Source organism: Streptomyces sp. AM8-1-1 (assembly GCF_032229325.1).
Lineage (GTDB): Bacteria > Actinomycetota > Actinomycetes > Streptomycetales > Streptomycetaceae > Streptomyces > Streptomyces achmelvichensis.
Window position 1 is genome coordinate 6,530,869 of sequence record NZ_CP135086.1, and the last position, 21,379, is coordinate 6,552,247.

The window sequence follows — 21,379 nt, forward strand, 5'->3', positions numbered from 1 at the left end:
TGTGTCCGGGTAAGTATGGAAGTAAGCCCCTGTATCCCCTGAGCCAAGGACCGTGATCGACGTGAAGGTCGGCATCCCCCGCGAGGTCAAGAACAACGAGTTCCGGGTGGCCATCACCCCCGCCGGCGTGCATGAGCTGGTGCGCCATGGCCACGAGGTCGTCATCGAGCAGAACGCCGGTGCCGGCTCCTCGATCACGGACGTCGAGTTCGTCGCCGCCGGTGCGCAGATCCTGCCCACCGCCGACGAGGTCTGGGCCACCGCCGACCTGCTGCTGAAGGTCAAGGAGCCCATCGCGGAGGAGTACCACCGCCTGCGCAAGGACCAGACGCTCTTCACGTACCTGCACCTCGCCGCCTCCCGCGACTGCACGGACGCGCTGCTGGAGTCCGGCACCACCGCCATCGCGTACGAGACGGTCGAGACGGCGAACCGCTCGCTGCCGCTGCTCGCGCCGATGTCCGAGGTCGCGGGCCGGATCGCTCCCCAGGTCGGCGCCTACCACCTGATGCGTCAGGTCGGCGGCCGCGGTGTGCTGCCCGGCGGTGTCCCGGGTGTCGCCGCCGGCAAGGCCGTCGTCATCGGCGGCGGTGTCTCCGGCTGGAGCGCCACCCAGATCGCGGTCGGCATGGGCTTCCACGTCACCCTGCTCGACAAGGACATCAACAAGCTCCGCGAGGCCGACAAGATCTTCGGCACCAAGGTGCAGACGATCGTCTCCAACGCCTACGAGCTGGAGAAGGCGGTCGTCGAGGCCGACCTCGTCATCGGTGCCGTTCTCATCCCCGGCGCCAAGGCGCCGAAGCTGGTCACCAACGAGCTCGTCGCCAAGATGAAGCCCGGAAGTGTCCTTGTCGACATTGCGATCGACCAGGGCGGCTGCTTCGAGGACTCCCACCCGACCACGCACGCCGAGCCGACCTTCCAGGTGCACAACTCGGTCTTCTACTGCGTCGCCAACATGCCGGGCGCCGTCCCGAACACCTCGACGTACGCCCTCACCAACGCCACGCTGCCCTACATCGTGGAGCTCGCGAACCGCGGCTGGGCCGAGGCGCTGCGCCGGGACCCGGCGCTCGCGCTGGGCCTCAACACCCATGATGGCCAGGTCGTTTACGGTCCGGTCGCCGAGGCCCACGGCCTCCAGAGCGTCGAGCTGAGCGCCCTTCTCGGCTGAGAGTCAACGCACACCGTCAACATCACGCCCCCGGCCGGATCTTGCAGAGCGAGGTCCGGCCGGATGCGTGTCCGAGGCCTTTGCGGCACTCGCTCAACTCGCGTCGAACATAACCCTTTAACCGATTCGCGCACCCTCGAAACCAGAGCGCCGGGTTGCGGCGGAAGGTCTGAGCACCCTTGACAGAAGGGTGTTCCGTTGCCGACACATCGGGCCGGGTCCGGTTGATTGTGTTGCTGCGGAGCGGTGACACGCCATAGAGTCGCCAACCGTCGGCATGGTGCCACGCTGACCTATCGATAAGTTTCCTGGTCACGTCCAAGGAGGTAAGACGACTTGTGAATGAGTCGACATTTACTCCCGGGGGTGGTCAAGCAGGAACGCATCCCCTACGCCCCGCGGGCGTGGGGGTGCCACCAGTGCCGGGCCAGGGCCCGTCTTCCGGGCTCGAAGCTGTCGGCTCCGTCGCTGTCCGCACTTCCGCGACACACCAGGACTCCACGCACATGACGACAGCCCACACGATGAAGACGATGGACGGCCAACACGTGAACGCCATGGCCGGCAACGAGAGTGGCCGAGAGTCCACCCACTTCGCCGCCTACGAGGAAGTCCCTGAAGGGCACTTCTACGACCCCGACGCCGAGTACGAGCCCGATCCCGAGTACGCGGCCACCCTCGCCCCTGACGCCGCGCGTCAGCGCCGCGAGCGGATCGGCCCCACCGGGCGGCCGCTGCCGTACTTCCCGATCCCGGGCCCGCTGACCGATCACGGACCCGCGAAGATCATCGCGATGTGCAACCAGAAGGGCGGCGTCGGCAAGACCACGTCGACCATCAACCTGGGTGCCGCGCTCGCGGAGTACGGACGGCGCGTTCTGCTCGTCGACTTCGACCCGCAGGGAGCCCTGTCGGTCGGCCTCGGCGTCAACCCGATGGAGCTGGACCTCACCGTCTACAACCTGCTCATGGAGCGGGGCATGGCGGCGGACGAGGTGCTGCTGAAGACCGCGGTTCCCAACATGGACCTGCTGCCGAGCAACATCGATCTCTCGGCCGCGGAAGTGCAGTTGGTCAGCGAGGTCGCGCGCGAGTCGACGCTCCAGCGGGCGCTGAAGCCCCTGATGGCCGACTACGACTACATCGTGATCGACTGTCAGCCCTCGCTCGGTCTGCTCACCGTCAACGCGCTGACCGCCGCGCACAAGGTGATCGTGCCGCTCGAGTGCGAGTTCTTCGCGCTGCGCGGTGTGGCACTGCTGACCGAGACGATCGAGAAGGTCCAGGAGCGGCTCAACCCCGACCTGGAGCTCGACGGCATCCTCGCCACGATGTACGACTCCCGCACGGTGCACAGCCGTGAGGTGCTGGCGCGCGTGGTCGAGGCGTTCGACGACCACGTCTACCACACGGTCATCGGGCGCACCGTGCGCTTCCCGGAGACCACGGTCGCCGGCGAGCCGATCACCACGTACGCCTCCAACTCGGTCGGTGCGGCCGCCTATCGCCAGCTCGCCAGGGAGGTGCTCGCCCGGTGTCACGCCGAGTGAGTCTGCCCGGGGCCGACGAGCTGTTCCGTACGACCGGGGGCATGGCGCTGAACTCGTCCTCCCCGCGCAGGCAGGCGAACGGCGAACCGCGGGTGCCCGCACCGGCGGGGGAGAGCGACCCGGTGGAGACGGCGGACGCGTCCGCCTCACCGGCGTCGGCCTCACCGTCGTCGTCGGAGGAGCACTCGGCCGCCGAGTCCGACGCGGGCGACGAAGGACGGGCCCGGAGTACCGACGACGCCGAGGCCAAGCGCCGGCCCCAGGAGGCCGCGGCCGGTGCGCAGCCCCGCCGCTCCAGGGGAGGCCGCGGTGCGAACCGCCGCCCGAGCGGGCGCGAACGGCACGACGAGAAGATCACGGTCTATGTCTCGGCCGAGGAACTGATGGACCTCGAGCACGCGCGGCTGGTGCTGCGCGGCGAGCACGGACTGGCCGTCGACCGCGGGCGGATCGTCCGCGAGGCGGTCGCGGTGGTGCTGGCGGATCTCGAGCAGCGGGGCGACGCGAGCATCCTCGTGCGCCGGCTGCGCGGCCGCTGACGGTAGCCTCGCGCTGCCCCTGCCTGCTCCTTCCGCCCCTGGACCACGATGCCGCCGCCCGCTGACCCCGCCCGCTCGTCCCGCCGCGCTCTCGGCCGGGGCCCGGGGTCGACGCGTCCGCCGGGCGATGCGGGGGCGGGGTCCTGGGGGCCGGCCGGCCCGCTGCCCGGCGATCCGGAGGCGGCGCCCGAAGCGGCTGCGGAGCCCGACACCGAGACGTACGCGCCCGAGCCGGTTGCCGAGGCTCTCATCACCCCCGAGCGCGTGCCTGATGCCGGGGCGCCCGTCGCCCCCGAGCGCGTGTCTGATGTCGAGGCGCCCGTCGCCCCCGAGCGGGCACCCGTCACCCCCGAGTCCGTGCCCGGCCCGGTGGCCGGGTCCGTGCCGGTCACGGAGCCCCTTGCCGAGGCTCCCGAGCCCGATGACACGCCCGTCGCCCTGGACGCCTCCCTCGCGCCCCCGGCGCACGGGCCCGGGCACGCGGCCACGGAAGTGCTCCCGACCCCGCACAGCGCGCCCGGCGGCCTCTTCGGGGACGTCCTGGACGAGACGGCCGCCCCGCCCGGAGCCGCGCCCGCGGTCCCGGCGCCCGTCGGGCCCCCGTCCGGCGGTCAGGAACCGGATCAGCCGGACCAGCCGGACCAGCCGGCAGAGCCCGAGCCCGACGACGGCCGGTTCAAGGTCCGGCTCGCGAACTTCGAGGGCCCCTTCGACCTGCTGCTCCAGCTGATCGCCAAGCACAAGCTCGATGTGACCGAGGTCGCCCTGTCCAAGGTCACCGACGAGTTCATGACGTACATCCGCGCCATGGGCAACGACTGGGACCTGGACCAGACCACCGAGTTCCTCGTGGTCGCCGCGACCCTGCTCGATCTCAAGGCCGCCCGTCTGCTGCCGTCCGCCGAGGTCGAGGACGAGGCCGATCTCGCGCTGCTCGAAGCGCGGGACCTGCTCTTCGCCCGGCTGCTCCAGTACCGCGCGTACAAGCAGATCGCCGAGATCTTCAGCGTCCGGCTGGACGCCGAGGCCCGCCGCTACCCGCGGACCGTGGGGCTGGAGGCACACCACGCCGAGCTGCTGCCCGACGTGGTCATCAGCATCGGCCCCGAGGGCTTCGCCAGGCTGGCCGTGAAGGCCATGCAGCCCAAGCCCCGGCCGCAGGTCTACGTCGACCACATCCACGCCCCGCTGGTCAGCGTCCGCGAGCAGGGTGAGATCGTCGTCGCCCTGCTCAAGGAGCGTGGGCAGATCAGCTTCCGGGAGCTCGCGGACGACGCCGCGGACACCCTCACCGTCGTCGCCCGCTTCCTGGCCCTCCTGGAGCTCTACCGGGACAAGGCCGTCGTCCTCGACCAGGAGGACGCCCTCGGGGAGCTCCTGGTCACCTGGACGGGCGGCGACGCGGAGGCGACCGTCACCGACGAGTTCGACCGAGCACCCGAGATTCCTGAGGAGAAGGCGTGAGCGACCTCAAGCCCGCCCTCGAGGCCGTTCTGATGGTGGTGGACGAGCCCGCCACCGAGGAGCACCTCGCCAAGGTCCTGGAGCAGCCGCGCAGGGCGGTGGCGGACGCTCTGCGGGAGCTGGCCGACGAGTACACCGTCCAGGGCCGCGGCTTCGAGCTGAGGCTCGTGGCGGGCGGCTGGCGCTTCTACTCGCGCGCGGAGCACGCCGACGCCGTGGAACGCTTCGTCCTGGACGGGCAGCACGCACGCCTCACGCAGGCGGCGCTGGAGACCCTCGCGGTCGTCGCGTACCGTCAGCCGGTCAGCCGTTCGCGGGTCTCCGCGGTGCGCGGAGTGAACTGCGACGGCGTCATGCGCACCCTCCTTCAGCGCGGTCTGGTCGAGGAGGCGGGCGCGGAACCCGAAACAGGTGCGATCCTGTACAGGACGACGAACTACTTTCTGGAGCGGATGGGCCTGCGCGGCCTGGACGAGCTCCCGGAGCTCGCGCCCTTCCTCCCCGAGGCCGAGGCGATCGAGGCCGAGACGCTGGAAGGGGTGCCGTCGTTCGATCCGGATGCTCCGGACACCGACGAAGACGACAAGACGACGGAACTTTGATGCGAAGCAGCGGCAACAACAGCAGCGGGCGCGGCAACTACCGGGGTGCCGGCAACAACCGCGACGACCAGCAGAAGCGCTCGGGCAAGCCCCGGCCCGAGGAGCGCCGCTACGACGTCGGTGGTTCCTCCGAGGCGCCGAAGAAGGGGCGGGGAGAGGGAGCCCGCGGCGGTGCCAAGGGCGGTCCGAAGCAGTCCCCCCAGCGAGGCCGCGGGCGGACCGCCCCCTCGCGTTCGCGTGAGTACGACGCCCGGACCGAGGAGCGCAACCGCGAGCGCTACGCGAACAAGCCCGAGGTGAAGACGCCCAAGACCTTCCCCGGCGCCGAGCAGGAGGGCGAGCGGCTGCAGAAGGTGCTGGCCAGGGCCGGTATGGGCTCGCGCCGTTCCTGCGAGGAGCTGATCGACTCCGGCCGGGTCGAGGTCAACGGCCAGGTCGTCGTCGAGCAGGGTGTCCGGGTCGACCCGGAGAAGGACGAGATCAAGGTCGACGGACTGACCGTCGCGACCCAGTCCCACCTCTTCTTCGCGCTGAACAAGCCCGCGGGTGTCGTCTCCACGATGGAGGACCCCGACGGCCGTCAGTGCCTGGGCGACTACGTCACCAACCGCGAGACGCGGCTGTTCCACGTCGGACGGCTGGACACCGAGACCGAGGGCATCATCCTGCTCACCAACCACGGTGAGCTGGCCCACCGCCTCACCCACCCCAAGTACGGGGTGAAGAAGACCTACCTGGCCGCGATCCAGGGCCCGCTCCCGCGTGACCTCGGCAAGCGGCTCAAGGACGGCATCCCGCTGGAGGACGGCTACGCGCGCGCCGACCACTTCCGCGTGGTGGAGAACACCGGCAAGAACTACCTGGTCGAGGTCACCCTCCACGAGGGCCGCAAGCACATCGTCCGCCGGATGCTGTCCGAGGCGGGCTTCCCGGTCGAGAGGCTCGTGCGGACGTCGTTCGGGCCGATCGGTCTCGGCGACCAGAAGTCGGGCTGGCTGCGCCGTCTGACGAACACCGAGGTCGGCATGCTGATGAAGGAAGTCGGCCTCTAGCAGCACCCGTTGCGCCGGAGCACTCGGGTCCGCAACGCAACGCACGCAGAGCCCGCGGCAGTTGATGCCGCGGGCTTTCGTCGTTCCCGGGGGCCGCCACGCCTTGTGGGACCAGCCCGTCTGCCTTTATAGTCAGAGTGACCATTAAGGAGGCGGGCGTGAGTCTCGCGGACATCGTCGAACCGTTGCAGCAACCGCTGTTCACCGTTCTGGACACCCCGGTGAGCTGGACCGAGGTCCTCGGCTTCGGAAGCGGCGCACTCTGCGTCTGGCTCGTCGCCCGTCAGCACCTCGCCAACTGGCCGATCGGCATCGCCAACAATCTTTTCTTCATCGTTCTCTTCGTCCAGGCCGGGCTCTACGCCGACGCCGGCCTGCAGATCGTCTTCATCACCCTCGCCGTGTACGGCTGGTGGACCTGGACCCACGGGGGTGGACCAGGCCGCGACGGCCTTCCGGTGCGGCGCACGAGCCGCTCGGAATGGACGTGGCTGTGCGCGGCGGGGGTGGTGGGGACCGCCGGGCTGACGCTCCTGCTCGCCCGGGCCACCGACTCGACCGTCCCCTTCTGGGACGCGCTGACCACCGCCCTGTCGCTGATGGCGACATACGGGCAGTGCCGCAAGCGGGTCGAGTCGTGGTGGCTGTGGATCGCGGCCGACGTCGTCTACATCCCGCTGTACGCGTACAAGGAGCTGTATCTGACCTCGCTGCTCTACATCGGGTTCATGACGCTCTGCGTGCTGGGACTGCGCAACTGGTCGCGTGATCTCGCGGCCGTGCGCCGCGCGCCGGTCGGGGCCAGGGCATGAGCCGGTACGGACACGGCCTCGTCCTCGGGAAGTTCTATCCGCCGCACGCGGGCCACCACCACCTCGTGACGGCCGCGGCCGACCGGTGCGAGCGGCTCACCGTGCTGGTCTGCGCCTCCGCGGTCGAGTCGATCCCGCTGGCGGAGCGCGTGGCGTGGATGCGCGAAGTCCACCCGGACGTAACGGTCGTCGGCGCCGTCGACGACATCCCGGTGGATCTGAACGACCCGGACGTGTGGGAGGCGCACATGGCGGTCTTCCGCACCGCCGTACCCGAGCCGGTGGACGCGGTCTTCACCTCCGAGACGTACGGCGAGGAACTGGGCCGCCGGTTCGGCGCCGAGGCGGTGTGCGTCGATCCCGACCGCACGCTCTTCCCGGTCTCCGGCACGGCTGTGCGCAAGGACCCCGTCGGCTCCTGGGACCTGCTGCGGGCCCCTGTCCGCGCGGCGCTCGCCCGGCGCGTCGTCGTGCTCGGCGCCGAGTCGACGGGCACCACGACGATGGCCCGGGCGCTCACGGACCACTACCGCAGGCGCGGCGGCGTCTGGTCCCGCACCCAGTATGTGCCGGAGTACGGGCGGGAGTTCAGCGAACGGAAGCTGGCCCGGCTGCGCTCCGCGCGGCCGGGAGCCGACTGGAGCGAGGTGTCCTTCTCCTCGGACGAGTTCCCGCTCATCGCCCGGCGGCAGACGGAGCTGGAAGAGACGGCGGCCCGCGCCGGATCTCCGGTGCTGTTCTGCGACACCGACGCCTTCGCCACCACGGTGTGGCACGAGCGCTACCTCGGCGCCGGCCACGACGAGGTGGCGCGGATCGCCGCACGCGGCAGACAGCATCTGTGGCTGCTCACCGACCACGAAGGTGTGGACTTCGAGGACGACGGACTGCGCGACGGGGAACATCTGCGACCGTGGATGACCGGCCGCTTCGCCGACGAACTGCGGCGCACCGGCCGGCGTACCGTCCGACTGCGCGGCCCGCACGAGCAGCGGCTCGCCACCGCCGTCGCCGCCGTCGACGCCCTGCTCGACGCGGGCTGGGACCTCGCCGACCCACTCCCGGAGCGCCGCTGATGCAGGACTACGACCCGGGAGCCTTCCCTCCCTTCGCCGTCACCGTCGACCTCGCCGTCTGCACGGTCCGCGAGCAGCGGCTGCACGTCCTGCTCGTCAGGCGCGGCGAGGACCCCTACAAGGGCGCCTGGGCCCTGCCCGGCGGCTTCGTGCGGCCCAGGGAGTCCGCCGAGATCGCCGCGCGCCGCGAACTGGCCGAGGAGACCGGGCTGTCGCAGCGGACCGTGGAGCACCTCCACCTGGAGCAACTGCGTACCTACAGCGATCCGGACCGCGACCCGCGGATGCGGGTGGTGTCCGTCGCCTACACGGCCCTGCTGCCCGACCTGCCGGAACCACGCGGCGGCGGGGATGCGGCCCACGCCCAGTGGATGCCGCTCGCGTCCGTGTCCCCGCTCGCCTTCGACCACGACCGGATCCTCGCCGACGCGTACGACCGCATCGGCGCCAAGCTCGAGTACACCTGCCTGGCCACCAGCTTCTGCCCGCCCGAGTTCACCCTCGGCGAGCTCCAGCAGGTGTACGAGACGGTCTGGGGCGTCGAGCTGGACCGGCCCAACTTCCGGCGGAAAGTCCTCACCACACCCGGCTTCGTCGAAGCCGTCGAGGGCGCGCCGCGCCGCACCGGCGGCCGGGGGAAGCCGGCCGCGATCTACCGGGCCGGTGCCGCATCGGCCCTGCACCCTCCACTCCTGCGACCGGAAGGACGGCAGCCATGACCACGCTGAGGACCACGAGGACCGTCACCAAGCAGGCCGCGACCGGCTCGCTGATCGGACTCGCGATCGGGGACGCGCTCGGCTTCCCCACCGAGTTCAACGACGTACCGCAGATTCTCGCCAAGACCGGACCCTGGCGGGAGATGCAGCTGCCCGGGCCCGCCATCGTCACGGACGACACCCAGATGACCCTGGCCCTCGGCCGGGGCATACGCACCGCCATGGACCGCGGACTGCTGGACGCCTCCCGTATGGCCGGGCCGGTGCGCAAGGAGTTCGTCGACTGGTACCACTCACCGGACAACAACCGCGCCCCCGGCCGCACCTGCCTCGTCGCCTGCGAGAAGCTCGACAGCGACCGCCCCTGGCAGGAGGCCGGCCAGATCGGCTCCAAGGGCTGCGGCGCCAATATGCGGGTCGCGCCGGTCGGTCTCGTACCGGGACTGAGCGAGGAACAGCGGGCGGGGGCGGCCCAGTTGCAGGCGGCGCTCACCCACGGCCACCCCACCGCGCTCGCGGCCTCCGACCTCACCGCCCGCGCGGTGCACCTCCTGGCGCAGGGCGGCGAACCGATGGGCCTGGTGGGCCAGCTCCGCTCGTACGCCTACGAGAGCCGCAGCCGCTATCACGAGCGCTGGCTCGGCAACCTCTGGACCTACTCCCACGACCCGACGCCCCAGGCTTTCATCGCCCGCGGCTGGGACGAGTGCCTCCAGGCGCTCGAACGGCTCGCCACCGCCCTGCGCACCACCAACCCCGAGACCGACCCGTGCCTCGCCACCGGGGACGGCTGGATCGCCGAAGAGGCCCTCACGACCGGGCTGCTGTGCTTCCTGCTCTTCCCGGACGAGCCGGCCACCGCCCTGCGCCGGGCCGCCTGCACCCGGGGCGACTCGGACTCCATCGCCTGCCTCGCCGGTGCCTTCGCCGGGGCGCACCTGGGCGCCGGGGCGTGGCCCAAGGAATGGTCGGAGCGGATCGAGTACCGCAGCGACCTGATGTCCCTCGGAGCGCTCTGGGATTCTTGATCCATGACTGCCCCACTCGACCTGGACCTCGGCCCCGTCGTCGCCGAACAGCCCGACCCCCTGCTCTTCGCCACCGTCTCGGGGGCGCACCTGTACGGATTCCCGTCCAAGGACTCGGACGTGGACCTCCGGGGCGTCCATCTGCTCCCGGTTGCGGAGCTCGTCGGGCTGCACGAGCCCGAGGAGACCCGGTCCCTGATATGGGACCGGGACGGGACCGAGATGGACCTGGTCACGCACGACCTGCGGAAGTTCGTCCGGCTCATGCTGCGCCGCAACGGCTATGTGCTGGAGCAGCTGCTGTCCCCGCTGGTCGTCCACACCGGAGCGGCCCACGACGAGCTGGTGGCCCTCGCGCCCGGTGTGCTCACCCTCCACCACGCCCACCACTACCGGGGTTTCGCGTCCACGCAGTGGCGGCTCTTCGAGAAGACCGGCGAACTCAAGCCGCTGCTCTACACCTTCCGCACCCTGCTGACCGGCATCCGTCTGATGCGCAGCGGCGAGGTGCAGGCACATCTGCCCACGCTGCTCGACGAGGTCGCGGCTCCCGCGTACCTGCCCGACCTGATCGCGGCCAAGGCGGACGCCGAGCACGGTCTCGCCTCCGGCGTCGACAAGGACAGGGCCCGGGCCGACGTCGAAGCGCTGCACCTCGTCCTCGACGAGGCGCAGCAGACCTCACGGCTGCCCGACGAGGCCTCCGCCCATGCCGCCCTCGGCGCGCTCGTGGTGCGGGTCCGGCTGGAGGGCTGAGGCCCGCCGGACCCGTACGAGGAAGTCCTCGACGCGGGCGCGGTCCGGCTCCGGCGGCAGCGGTGTGCGGAGCGCCGCCTCATCGGCCTCGTCGGCCGTGCGGGCCATCCACGACGCGATCTCGGGCCAGCTGAACTCGCCGTGCTTGACGGCCAGCAGACGTTCCCGCTCCTCACCCACGTCGAGGACGAGTTCCCCGGTGCGCAGCAGGTCCCGGCAGGACGCGAGCAGCCGCAGCAGGTGCATCGCGTGCTTCCAGCGCGGTGCGCCGTACCGGCGGACGTCCGACTCCAGCTTCTTGTGCTGGCCCTCGGCGTAGCGGACGAACGTCCGGTGGACCTCGCGGGACAGGAACGCCGCACGCAGGGCAAGCAGTTCACGCCCGGTGTCGTCGATGCGCTCGATGTGCGGGGAGTGCAGACACTCCAGGATGTTCGGGTTGGCGCGCAGGGCCAGATCGCAGAATCGCTCCAGCTCCCAGGAGAACTGTTCGGCGGCCGGGCCCTCGACATGGGTCGGGGGCTTCTCGAAGCGCCAGTGGAGCGGGGTGGGTGCGACGAACACACCGCGCCGGTCGGTGTCGCTGTCCTCCGTCGCCAGGCCAAAGGCGCGCGAACCCATGACACATGAGTAGATCGTGTGGTCGCGCACCAGCTCATGCGGGGTCATGCGGCACAGGCTACGTGAGCAGGATCGTCTCCCCGGAGACGGTGATCTGCTTGGGCGGCAGGGGCTTCGTGGCCGGTCCCTTCGCCAACGACGCATCCGCGACACGGAACCTGCTGCCGTGGCAGGGGCAGTCGATGGTGCCGTCGGCCACCTTGTCCACGGTGCAGCCCTGGTGGGTGCAGATGGCGGAGAAGGCCTTGAACTGACCGGACGTCGGCTGGGTGACCACGACCTTCTGGTCCGCGAACACCTTTCCGCCGCCCACCGGGATGTCGGTGGTCCGGGCGAGCTCCTCACCGGCCGGCGCCGAGCCCGCGGGCGATTCTCCGGCTGCGGTCGTCGCACCGGGAGAGGTCGGCTGCTCGGACGCGGCCGCGCCCTCGTCACCGTTCTCGCCGCACCCCAGCATCAGTCCCAGAGCACCTGCCGTGCCTGCCGTCAGCACCGTACGCCGCCGTGCGTCCATGGCCCGTCTCCCTCCGTCGTGACCCCGACCGTGAGCCATGAGCATCTTGGCGCTGAATGCCGCCGGGAAGAAGCAACCTGCCGGTGCGTACCCGATCCCGCCGGTGCCGTACGCCCGACAGCCCAACGCGTACCGCCAGGGCGTGCACCGAGGGTCACACCCAGGGGGTGAGTTCCCGCGCGTGGCCGTCCGCGTCGCGGCGTACCGCGAGCACCGCCGTGACCGCGGAGCGCTCGACCGGCCCGTACACATGCGGGAACAGCATGTCCTCCGAGCCTTCCCAGCGGACCTCGGCGCCGAGCCCCGCCTCGTCGATCTGGAGAACCAGCAGATCGGGCACGTCGCGGTAGAGGCCGTCGGCGATCGCGAGCGCCGCCGGGCCGTCGGGCGAGCAGTGCACGAAGCCCTCGGAGACCAGCGAGGCAGGGGCGTACGGACGGTCGACGTCCGTCGTCCATTCGTCCACGGGTACGACGTGAAAGAGCATGCGCCAGTTGTAGCGCAGAGCGGTGGTACCCGGTCCGTCGCGGAAGGGTCCCGAGTGGCGACCGCATGTGATCCGGGTGACATTGACCGGGCCTCACCTCTGCGGAACCCCACCGAACCTCACCGAAGGGCACCACCATGGCGGGTAACGACCTCGGCAGTCTTCTGGGCGGCCTCCTCGGCGGCGGTCAGCAGGGCGCCGGCTCCGGCGGCGCCGCGAACATCCTCGGCGCCCTGATCAGCGCGCTCGGCAACAGGAACGGTGCTGCCGGCGGCAGCCCGCTCGGCGGGCTGGTGGACATGCTGACCAAGTCCGGCCTGGCCGACCATGCCCAGTCGTGGATCGGTACGGGGGCCAACCAGCCGGTCAGCGGCGTGCAGATCGCCGAGGCGGTGCCGGAGGCGACGCTGCAGAAGGTCGCCCAGGACGCCGGGGTCACACCGCAGCAGGCCGCCGAGCAGATCGCCCAGGTGCTGCCGCAGACGGTGGACAAGCTCACCCCGGACGGAGCGGTGCCGCCCGCGGGCCAGTCCATCGAGGACCTCATCCGGCAGCAGCAGCTCTGACCGACGGCACACGGCGGCTCCGGCGCTCGCGGCTGCGGGCGCCTCCGACGTACCGGCGGCCCGTCTCGGAGGGCGGTCGTGGCGCTCCCGCGTCCGGCCGCGTGACTACGCTGAACGGAGCACTCGCACAGGTTAGGAGCACGAGGTGGCGGTACGAGCGGTCCGCGGGGCGGTCCAGCTGGAACGGGACGACGCCGGACACATGGACGAGCAGGTCAGTCAGCTGCTCACCGCCGTGCTGGAGCGCAACGGACTGGTCGCGGACGATCTGATCAGCGTCTGGTTCACCGCCACCCCGGATCTGCACAGCGACTTCCCGGCCGCCGCGGCGCGCAACCTCGGCATCGTGGACGTACCGCTGATCTGCGCGCAGGAACTGGACGTCGTCGGTGCGATGCCCCGCGTCGTACGGATACTGGCCCATGTCGAGTCACACCTCGACCGGTCCGAGATCGCGCACGTCTACCTCGGCACCGCCGCCGCCCTGCGCAAGGACATCGCCCAGTGAGAACCGCTGTCGTCATCGGAACCGGTCTGATCGGCACCTCGGCGGCGCTCGCGCTGGCGGGCCGGGGGATCGCCGTCCATCTCGTCGACCACGACCCGGAGCGTTCGCGTACGGCCGCCGCGCTCGGCGCCGGTACGGACGCGCCGCCCGAGGGGCCGGTCGACCTCGCCATCGTCGCCGTGCCGCCCGCCCATGTCGCCGCCGCGCTGGCGGAGGCCATGCGTGCCGGGACCGCCCGCGGCTACCTCGACGTGGCCAGCGTCAAGGGCGGACCACGGCGCGAGCTGGAGGCACTCGGTCTCGATCTCCGCTCGTACATCGGCTCCCACCCGATGTCGGGCAAGGAGCGCTCCGGTCCGCTCGCCGCCACCGCCGACCTCTTCGAGGGCCGGCCCTGGGTCCTCACGCCCACCCGCGACACCGACACCGAGGTCCTCAACCTCGCCCTCGAACTGGTCGCACTGTGCCGTGCCGTCCCCGTGGTGATGGACGCCGACGCCCACGACCGCGCGGTCGCGCTCGTCTCGCACACCCCCCAGCTGATCTCGTCGATGGTCGCCGCCCGCCTGGAGGAGGCCGACGAGACGGCCGTACGCCTGTGCGGCCAGGGCATCCGCGACGTCACGCGGATCGCCGCGTCCGACCCCCGCATGTGGGTCGAGATCCTGTCCGCGAACCCGGGGCCCGTCGCCGATGTGCTCGCCGGAGTGGCCGCCGACCTGGACGAGACGGTCCAGGCCCTTCGCGCCCTGCAGTCCGCCGACGAGTCCAAGCGGCAGGGCGGTGTCGAGGGCATCGAGGACGTCCTGCTGCGGGGCAACGCGGGCCGCGCCCGCGTCCCGGGCAAGCACGGCGCCGCACCGGCCTCGTACGAGATCGTCGCCGTGCTCATCAGCGACCAGCCGGGCGAGCTGGCGCGGATCTTCGCGGACGCCGGCCGGGCCGGCGTCAACATCGAGGACGTCCGGATCGAGCACGCGACCGGCCAGCAGGCCGGCCTGGTGCAGCTGATGGTGGTCCCGGCGGCGGCTCCCGTCCTGGCGGCCTCGCTGCGCGAACGCGGCTGGTCGATCCGGCAGTAGCGGGCTCCCCGAACCGGGTGATCCGGGCTCCGCCATCCGTGTGTCAGGGCGGCGCCCGGCAATCGGTAACCTTGTTCGGGGCTCCTCGGCATTCCGCCGGCCCTCTCCGCAGACCAGGAAAGGTGTCCGACACCGTGGAATCCGTGATCGTCGCCATCGACGGCCCCGCCGGCACGGGCAAGTCGAGCACGTCCAGGGCGGTGGCAGCCGCGCTCGGGCTGAGCTACCTGGACACCGGTGCCCAGTACCGGGCGATCACCTGGTGGATGATCACCAACGGTGTCGACGTCGACGACCCCGCGGCGATCGCCATGGCGGCCGGCAAGCCCGCGATCGTCTCCGGCACCGACCCGGAGGACCCGACGATCACCGTCGACGGTGTGGACGCCGCGGCCCCCATCCGCACCACGGAGGTCAGCGCCAGGGTGAGCGCGGTCAGCGCCGTCCCCGAGGTGAGGGCCAGGATCACCGAGCTCCAGCGCTCCATCGCCGCGTCCGCCACGGGCGGCATCGTCGTCGAGGGCCGCGACATCGGCACCACCGTCCTGCCGGACGCCGATCTGAAGATCTTCCTGACCGCGACGCCGGAGGTCCGTGCGGCCCGCCGCAGCGGCGAGCTCAAGGGCTCCGACGTGGCGGCCACCCGGGACGCCCTGATCAAGCGGGACGCGGCCGACTCCAGCCGCAAGACCTCCCCGCTCGCCAAGGCGGACGACGCCGTCGAGGTGGACACCAGCGAGCTGACCCTCCAGCAGGTCGTCGAATGTGTCGTCACCCTCGTCGAGGAGAAGCGGGCGGCCCGGTGACCCTGCCGTCCGAGCGCGGCGCCGCCGTCGGGCGCCGTATCGGGATCGGGCTGATGTACGGGCTGTGGAGACCGCGGGTGCTGGGCGCCTGGCGGGTTCCCGCGACCGGGCCCGCCATCCTGGCCGTGAACCACTCCCACAACATCGACGGGCCGATGCTGATGGGCACCGCCCCCCGGCCCGTGCACTTCCTGATCAAGAAGGAGGCGTTCGTCGGTCCCCTCGACCCGTTCCTGCTGGGAATCGGTCAGCTGAAGGTGGACCGGTCGACCGCCGACCGCACCGCGATATCCAACGCGCTCGGCGTGCTGGAGACTGGGGGTGTCCTCGGCATCTTCCCCGAGGGCAGCCGCGGAGAAGGAGACTTCGCCTCGCTGCGCGCGGGGCTCGCCTACTTCGCCGTACGCTCGGGGGCTCCGATCGTCCCGGTCGCGGTGCTGGGAAGCAGTGAGCGCGGCGGACGGTTGATACGACAGCTGCCCCCGCTGCGCAGCAAGGTGGACGTCGTGTTCGGGGACGCCTTCGAAGCGGGCGACGCCGGCGGGCGCCGTACGCGCAAGGCGCTGGACGAGGCCACCGTACGGATCCAGGAGCGGCTGACAGCCCACCTGGTGAATGCCAGGCGCCTCACCGGGCGCTAGGCCAGACTTGAGTAGTGGATCGCGCGATCCATCGATGAACGAGGAACGGACTTCATGAACGACCAGCACGACCACGGAGCGCTCGGCGATGCCGAGTACACGGAGTTCATGGAGCTCGCCGCGGAAGAGGGCTTCGACGTCGAGGACGTCGAAGGTGCCATCGAGGAGGCCGGGCACGGCCCGCTGCCCGTCCTCGCCGTCGTCGGCCGCCCCAATGTCGGCAAGTCGACCCTGGTGAACCGCATCATCGGCCGTCGTGAGGCCGTCGTCCAGGACAAGCCGGGCGTCACCCGCGACCGCGTCACCTACGAGGCCGAGTGGGCGGGCCGCCGCTTCAAGGTCGTCGACACGGGCGGCTGGGAGCAGGACGTCCTGGGGCTCGACGCCTCCGTCGCCGCCCAGGCCGAGTACGCGATCGAGGCGGCCGACGCGGTCGTCTTCGTGGTCGACTCCACCGTCGGCGCCACGGACACCGACGAGGCCGTCGTCAAGCTGCTGCGCCGGGCGGGCAAGCCCGTCGTGCTGTGTGCCAACAAGGTCGACGGACAGAGCGGCGAGGCGGACGCCACCGCGCTGTGGTCGCTCGGTCTCGGCCAGCCGCACCCGGTCTCCTCGCTGCACGGCCGCGGTACGGGCGACATGCTCGACGCCGTCCTCGAGGCCCTCCCCGAGGCCCCGGCCCAGACCTTCGGCAATGCCGTCGGCGGCCCCCGCCGCATCGCCCTCATCGGCCGCCCGAACGTCGGTAAGTCCTCGCTGCTCAACAAGGTCGCAGGCGAGGACCGGGTGGTCGTCAACGAGCTGGCGGGCACCACCCGCGACCCGGTCGACGAGCTGATCGAGCTCGGCGGCATCACCTGGAAGTTCATCGACACGGCCGGTATCCGCCGCCGTGTCCACCTCCAGGAGGGCGCGGACTACTACGCCTCCCTGCGGACCGCCGCCGCGGTCGAGAAGGCGGAGGTCGCGGTCGTCCTGATCGACGCGTCGGAGTCCATCAGCGTCCAGGACCAGCGGATCATCACCATGGCGGTCGAGGCCGGCCGTGCCATGGTCGTGGCGTTCAACAAGTGGGACACCCTCGACGAGGAGCGCCGCTACTACCTGGAGCGCGAGATCGAGACCGAGCTCGCCCAGATCGCCTGGGCGCCCCGGGTGAATGTCTCGGCCGTCACCGGCCGGCACATGGAGAAGCTGGTCCCGGCGATCGAGACGGCGCTCGCCGGCTGGGAGACCCGGGTCCCGACGGGACGGCTGAACGCCTTCCTCGGTGAGATCGTCGCCTCCCACCCGCACCCGATCCGCGGCGGCAAGCAGCCCCGCATCCTGTTCGGCACCCAGGCGGGCACCAAGCCGCCGCGGTTCGTCCTCTTCGCCTCCGGCTTCCTGGAGCACGGCTACCGCCGCTTCGTGGAGCGCAGGCTGCGCGAGGAGTTCGGCTTCGAGGGCACCCCGATCCACATCTCGGTGCGGGTGCGGGAGAAGCGCGGCCGCAAGAAGTGACGCGCTGACATGACACGACAAGGGCGCTGCCCCCGACCGGTGAACGGTCGGGGGCAGCGTCCTTGTCACGGCTGCGGCGTCAGATGCCCCGACGCGGGGCCGGCGGCAGCGCCGCCGGGTAGGGGTTGCCGCCGTGCGCGCTGCTGCCGGGGTACGGCGGCCAGCCCCCGCCCGGATGGACGGGCTGGGCGGCCGCGGCGAAGCCGGAACCGCGGCTGCTGCTGAGCCCCGTGCCGAACGCCTTGAAGCCGAGGTCCTCCTCGCCACTGCGGTCGCCGGGCAGGGTCCGGAACGACCTCCGGTACTCCGAGTACAGCGCGTCGTAGATGGGCGTGGGCGAACCGGACGCCTCGCGCGCGGGGCGCATGGAGGGGATCTGGCTCGTGTACGGCTGGCGGGAGGGGTCGTATGTGTGCACGTACCTGCAACGACCTACGACCCCGCCCGTCACGCGTCCGGCGTCCCCCGCCGGGATCAGGTGCCCGCGAGCGGCATCGCGGCGGCCACCAGACGGCCGCCGGCCGCCGCCTTCTCCAGCGCCTCGCGCAGCAGGTCCTCACGCGGCTGCTGCCCGATCGAGCCGACCGGCGCGGCGAACACCAGCACCGTGTGCGACTTGTTGGCGGCCGCTCGCCAGCCATCGGTCACCTGGAGCGGCTGGTGGGCCTGCCACCAGGCGACCGGGCTGCCGCCGCCGGTGCCGGGCTGGAGCACGGCGTGCAGCTGTCCCATGGCGATCAGCACGGACCAGCCGGCCAGCAGCCCGGGCCGGTGGTTCACGTCGGAGATCGGCACGAAGCCCTGCTCGATGAGCAGCGGCAGGAAGTCGTCGCCGCCGTTCCCGGTGGTGCCGGGGCGGGCGATCGGGGCCGTCGGCTCGACCACCAGGGCAGGGTGCAGCTCGCCGTCGATGAGCACCAGACCGCTGGTGATGCCCAGGACGGCCTGTCCCGGGGTGGTCTGCGGAGCGGGCTCCTCGGCGGTGATGGACCGCACGGCCCCCTGCAGCTGGTCCTCGGTGACCTGGACGACCTGCGAGGGGATGCAGGTGGCGTGGGCGAAGGCGAGTACGGCGGTCTCCTCACCCACGAACAGGACCGTGCTGGTGCGCTCCTGCTCGGAGTCGCCCGGGGTGCGGCAGGAGGTGCAGTCGTAGCTGCCCGGGGCGTTCTCGCCGGCGAGCAGCCGGTCGGCTTCTTCGTCGCCGATCTCGGCGCGTACGTCCTCGCTGACGTCGAGCATGCGCGGCACGGGTGGCTCCTCGGACTTGATCACGGATGCCGGGCGGGTCCCGGCTCATGAAGGGTTCAACGGGTTATCCGGGGCCGGGGTCACGCAAAGGAGGGACGTAATCGAACCGTCCGGCATGCGGACACGAACGGGTGCGGGCGTCCGGAGGACCGTTCCGGGCGGCCGGCGGAGGTCCGACCGGGTGGGCGTGAAGGCCTTCCGTGCGCGGCGGCGGTGGTCGGGGGAGCCGACTGCCTAGCGTGACCCCGATGCGGACAATTCAGTCATTTTCGACCGCTGTTGCGGCCCTGCTGCTGGCTCTCGTACCCCAGGGCGGCGCCCAGGCGGCGACCTCGGACGCTCCGGCCCCAGCGGCGACTCCGGCGGCCCCGGTCACATCGGCGGCCACTCCTGCTTTCGCCTGCGCGGCGACCGGCTGGCCGTGGAACTGCGTCGCCGAGTGCGAGAGCGGCGGGAAGTGGAACACCAACACCGGCAACGGCTACTACGGCGGGCTCCAGTTCTGGCACCCGACGTGGAAGGCCTTCGGAGGCCTCGCGTACGCGCCGCGCGCCGACCTCGCGACCCGCGCCCAGCAGATCAAGGTCGCCGAAGAGGTGCTCCGCGTCCAGGGATGGAAGGCCTGGCCCGTCTGCTCGAAGCGTTACGGCCTCAAGGGCCGGGCCCACACCGTCCAGCCCGGGGACACCCTCTCCGCCATCGCCACGCGCTTTCGCGTGAAGGGCGGCTGGCAGGCGCTGTACACCGCCAACCGGACGGTCATCGGCAACTCTCCGGACCACCTCACGGTCGGGATGATGCTGACCCTTCCCGGGTGAGCCGCGGGCTCGCGCCGAACGCCGCTGAGCCCTCCGGCAGTTGACGCACGCACCGCGCATGCGGACAGAAGCTGTCCGCATGCGCTGGCAGACTCACCCCCATGTTGGAGACCTCGGCACGTCTGCTGCGCCTGCTGTCCCTGCTCCAGGCCCACCGCGAATGGTCGGGCGCCGACCTGGCCGACCGGCTCGGCGTCACGCCGCGTACCGTCCGGCGCGACGTCGACCGGCTGCGGGAGCTCGGCTATCCCGTCAACGCCAGCCCCGGCACGGGCGGCGGCTATCAGCTCGGCGCGGGGGCCGAGCTGCCTCCGCTGCTGCTCGACGACGAGGAGGCGGTGGCGGTCGCCGTCGGGCTGCGCACCGCCGCGGGCAACGGCATCGAGGGCATCGGCGAGACCTCGGTGCGCGCGCTGGCCAAGCTGGAACAGGTGCTGCCCCATCGGCTGCGCCGCCGCGTCGGCGCCCTCAACGCCTTCACCGTCCCGATGCTGCGCGCGCCCAGGTCCCGGGTCGACGCCTCCGTCCTCACGGAACTCGCCAACGCCTGCCGGGACAGCGAACGGCTGCGCTTCGAGTACCGCGACCACAGCGGCTCCGTCAGCCGCCGTGCCGTCGAACCGCATCGGCTGGTGTGCACCGAGCGCCGCTGGTACCTCGTGGCCTGGGACCTGGAGCGCGGCGACTGGCGCACGTTCCGCGCGGACCGCATCACGCCCACACCGCCGCACGGCCCCCGCTTCGCCCCGCGCACCCCGCCGGCCGAGGATCTGGCCGCGTACGTCTCCCGGGGCGTCTCGACCCGCGCCTACGCGGTGCAGGCCGTCGTCCGGCTGCACATGTCGGCGGAGGAGGCGGCCCGGATCATCGGTCCGTCCGACGGTGTTCTGGAGGCGGTGGACGCGACGAGCTGCCTGCTGCGCACCGGCGCGGCCGGCCTGGAGGTGATGGTGATCCATGTGATGCTCCTGGGCGTCGACTTCGAGGTGGTCGAGCCCGAGGAGCTGACGGAGCACATCAGGACGCTGCGGGACCGTCTCTCCCGGGCTCTGGGCCCGGTCGGCTGACGGCGTCGTGCGGGGCGCCCGGCAGGCTGTGACGCACCTTTTTGCCCATCGGCCGGAGACCGTTCCGGGCGAGCTCGGCGCGTATCCGGAGCGCCGTCACGGGCCGTGATGCTCGCGCGCCCCGGCGCTCCGACAGGGCGCCTCCGGGCCTCGTGCATGTACGGCCGGAAGGCGGGGTACGCGATCCGGCAGTGGGCATCGGGTCACGCGTACACGCTGGGGATTGTGTAAGGGAGCGGTGAATTCTTCACGGTCCGTCAATTCACTCCCGCCTTTCGTCCCGGGTTATTCGACCCGGGAATTGAGCGTGTCCGAATGGTTGTCCGCAATTACTGCGGACGCCGTCCTGGACTGCACGTTCGAGTGACAGGGTTTGCGCTGAACGTGTGTCGTGATCCTGTGACAGAAGCGTGACCGGTGGGGTACGTGGGGTGGCTACGGCGTGTTGCGCGCTCCGCTTCCGTCACCGTCCGCTGCCGCCTACGGTGGATGCCATGGCATCCATACCGAGCCCCTCAGCCCAGCCCGACGACGACGCCGACGCGTATGTCGGCCTCTCGGCGGAGGGCGCCGAACAGCAGGCCCGTGAGCGCGGCTGGACCACGGTCCGGGCGCTGCCCCCGGGGTCGATCATCACCATGGAGTACCTGGTGGGCCGGCTCAACTTCGAGGTGGAGGGCGGCACCGTCAAGCGCTGCTGGGTGGGCTGAGCCGCCCGCCCGGCCGCGGGAGCCCCTCAA

The 21,379-nt window shown here is 71.3% G+C and carries 23 protein-coding genes and 2 pseudogenes; 20 read left to right on the forward strand and 5 right to left on the reverse strand.

Annotated elements, in window-relative coordinates:
• The first annotated feature begins 61 nt into the window (after positions 1–61).
• The 11 genes from ald to RPQ07_RS29155 all read left to right on the forward strand — a co-directional run bounded on the left by ald (position 62) and on the right by RPQ07_RS29155 (position 10,775).
• Positions 62–1,177, forward strand: coding sequence for an alanine dehydrogenase (gene ald / locus RPQ07_RS29105; protein WP_313949066.1), 1,116 nt, complete (start codon positions 62–64; stop codon positions 1,175–1,177).
• Between the two features lie 419 nt (positions 1,178–1,596).
• Positions 1,597–2,727, forward strand: coding sequence for a ParA family protein (locus RPQ07_RS29110; RefSeq protein ID WP_313949067.1), 1,131 nt, complete (start codon positions 1,597–1,599; stop codon positions 2,725–2,727).
• Entirely contained in the window at positions 2,712–3,266 is a 555-nt protein-coding gene (locus tag RPQ07_RS29115; RefSeq protein WP_313947181.1) for a hypothetical protein, read from the forward strand. Before RPQ07_RS29110 ends, RPQ07_RS29115 begins: the two co-directional genes overlap by 16 nt.
• A 48-nt stretch (positions 3,267–3,314) precedes the next feature.
• A complete protein-coding gene (locus tag RPQ07_RS29120; RefSeq protein ID WP_313947182.1) occupies positions 3,315–4,730 on the forward strand; it encodes a segregation and condensation protein A in 1,416 nt (471 codons plus the stop codon).
• Positions 4,731–4,762: 32 nt separating this feature from the next.
• A complete protein-coding gene (gene scpB, locus RPQ07_RS29125) occupies positions 4,763–5,332 on the forward strand; it encodes an SMC-Scp complex subunit ScpB (protein WP_327686925.1) in 570 nt (189 codons plus the stop codon).
• Positions 5,332–6,384 (forward strand): pseudouridine synthase, encoded by a 1,053-nt coding sequence (locus RPQ07_RS29130; protein WP_313947184.1) that lies wholly within the window; start codon positions 5,332–5,334, stop codon positions 6,382–6,384. Before scpB ends, RPQ07_RS29130 begins: the two co-directional genes overlap by 1 nt.
• Before the next feature lie 158 nt (positions 6,385–6,542).
• Positions 6,543–7,196, forward strand: a complete 654-nt coding sequence (pnuC, locus tag RPQ07_RS29135) for a nicotinamide riboside transporter PnuC (protein ID WP_313947185.1) — start codon at positions 6,543–6,545, stop codon at positions 7,194–7,196.
• A complete protein-coding gene (locus tag RPQ07_RS29140; protein ID WP_313947186.1) occupies positions 7,193–8,272 on the forward strand; it encodes an AAA family ATPase in 1,080 nt (359 codons plus the stop codon). Before pnuC ends, RPQ07_RS29140 begins: the two co-directional genes overlap by 4 nt.
• The gene (locus RPQ07_RS29145; RefSeq protein ID WP_313947187.1) at positions 8,272–8,991 is read left to right on the forward strand and encodes an NUDIX hydrolase; all 720 of its coding nucleotides are present in this window, start codon (positions 8,272–8,274) and stop codon (positions 8,989–8,991) included. The genes RPQ07_RS29140 and RPQ07_RS29145 overlap by 1 nt, the downstream gene beginning before the upstream one ends.
• Positions 8,988–10,019 (forward strand): ADP-ribosylglycohydrolase family protein, encoded by a 1,032-nt coding sequence (locus RPQ07_RS29150; protein ID WP_313947188.1) that lies wholly within the window; start codon positions 8,988–8,990, stop codon positions 10,017–10,019. Before RPQ07_RS29145 ends, RPQ07_RS29150 begins: the two co-directional genes overlap by 4 nt.
• A gap of 3 nt (positions 10,020–10,022) precedes the next feature.
• Positions 10,023–10,775, forward strand: a complete 753-nt coding sequence (locus RPQ07_RS29155; protein WP_313947189.1) for a DNA polymerase beta superfamily protein — start codon at positions 10,023–10,025, stop codon at positions 10,773–10,775.
• On the opposite strand, the gene RPQ07_RS29160 is transcribed toward RPQ07_RS29155, so the two are convergent.
• The 3 genes from RPQ07_RS29160 to RPQ07_RS29170 form a co-directional block, all read right to left on the reverse strand.
• A complete protein-coding gene (locus RPQ07_RS29160) occupies positions 10,701–11,444 on the reverse strand; it encodes a DNA polymerase beta superfamily protein (RefSeq protein WP_313947190.1) in 744 nt (247 codons plus the stop codon). The two genes, RPQ07_RS29155 and RPQ07_RS29160, sit on opposite strands and share 75 nt — an antisense overlap.
• Positions 11,445–11,454: 10 nt before the next feature.
• Entirely contained in the window at positions 11,455–11,910 is a 456-nt protein-coding gene (locus tag RPQ07_RS29165; protein ID WP_313947191.1) for a Rieske (2Fe-2S) protein, read from the reverse strand.
• Positions 11,911–12,064: 154 nt separating this feature from the next.
• Complete coding sequence (locus RPQ07_RS29170) at positions 12,065–12,397, reverse strand: DUF952 domain-containing protein (protein ID WP_313947192.1); 333 nt, start codon at positions 12,395–12,397, stop codon at positions 12,065–12,067.
• Between the two features lie 125 nt (positions 12,398–12,522).
• Here RPQ07_RS29170 and RPQ07_RS29175 point away from each other — a divergent pair.
• From RPQ07_RS29175 to der, 6 genes and pseudogenes are all read left to right on the forward strand, one after another.
• A pseudogene (locus RPQ07_RS29175) lies at positions 12,523–12,963 on the forward strand (YidB family protein); the annotation flags it as partial.
• A 145-nt stretch (positions 12,964–13,108) separates the two neighbouring features.
• On the forward strand, positions 13,109–13,471 hold the full coding sequence (gene aroH, locus RPQ07_RS29180; RefSeq protein WP_313947194.1) for a chorismate mutase: 363 nt from the start codon (positions 13,109–13,111) through the stop codon (positions 13,469–13,471).
• A complete protein-coding gene (locus RPQ07_RS29185) occupies positions 13,468–14,553 on the forward strand; it encodes a prephenate dehydrogenase (RefSeq protein WP_313947195.1) in 1,086 nt (361 codons plus the stop codon). The genes aroH and RPQ07_RS29185 overlap by 4 nt, the downstream gene beginning before the upstream one ends.
• A 122-nt stretch (positions 14,554–14,675) precedes the next feature.
• Positions 14,676–15,359, forward strand: coding sequence for a (d)CMP kinase (cmk, locus tag RPQ07_RS29190; protein WP_313947196.1), 684 nt, complete (start codon positions 14,676–14,678; stop codon positions 15,357–15,359).
• Positions 15,317–16,000 (forward strand): lysophospholipid acyltransferase family protein, encoded by a 684-nt coding sequence (locus RPQ07_RS29195; protein WP_313947197.1) that lies wholly within the window; start codon positions 15,317–15,319, stop codon positions 15,998–16,000. Before cmk ends, RPQ07_RS29195 begins: the two co-directional genes overlap by 43 nt.
• 54 nt (positions 16,001–16,054) lie before the next feature.
• Positions 16,055–17,503: a ribosome biogenesis GTPase Der gene (der, locus tag RPQ07_RS29200; protein ID WP_313947198.1), complete on the forward strand. Its 1,449-nt coding sequence runs from the start codon at positions 16,055–16,057 to the stop codon at positions 17,501–17,503.
• A 79-nt stretch (positions 17,504–17,582) separates the two neighbouring features.
• On the opposite strand, the gene RPQ07_RS29205 is transcribed toward der, so the two are convergent.
• Positions 17,583–17,921, reverse strand: coding sequence for a hypothetical protein (locus tag RPQ07_RS29205; RefSeq protein WP_313947199.1), 339 nt, complete (start codon positions 17,919–17,921; stop codon positions 17,583–17,585).
• 56 nt (positions 17,922–17,977) lie between these two features.
• Positions 17,978–18,754 carry a hypothetical protein gene (locus tag RPQ07_RS29210; protein ID WP_313947200.1) on the reverse strand — a complete coding sequence of 259 codons (777 nt, stop codon included), beginning with the start codon at positions 18,752–18,754 and terminating at the stop codon, positions 17,978–17,980.
• A gap of 248 nt (positions 18,755–19,002) precedes the next feature.
• Between RPQ07_RS29210 and RPQ07_RS29215 the strand changes: the two genes are divergently transcribed.
• The 3 genes and pseudogenes from RPQ07_RS29215 to RPQ07_RS29225 all read left to right on the forward strand — a co-directional run bounded on the left by RPQ07_RS29215 (position 19,003) and on the right by RPQ07_RS29225 (position 21,349).
• Positions 19,003–19,572 (forward strand): transglycosylase family protein, encoded by a 570-nt coding sequence (locus tag RPQ07_RS29215; RefSeq protein ID WP_313947201.1) that lies wholly within the window; start codon positions 19,003–19,005, stop codon positions 19,570–19,572.
• 101 nt (positions 19,573–19,673) lie between these two features.
• Positions 19,674–20,624, forward strand: a pseudogene (locus RPQ07_RS29220) (helix-turn-helix transcriptional regulator); the annotation flags it as partial.
• Between the two features lie 509 nt (positions 20,625–21,133).
• Entirely contained in the window at positions 21,134–21,349 is a 216-nt protein-coding gene (locus RPQ07_RS29225) for an I78 family peptidase inhibitor (RefSeq protein WP_313947202.1), read from the forward strand.
• Positions 21,350–21,379: the final 30 nt, after the last annotated feature.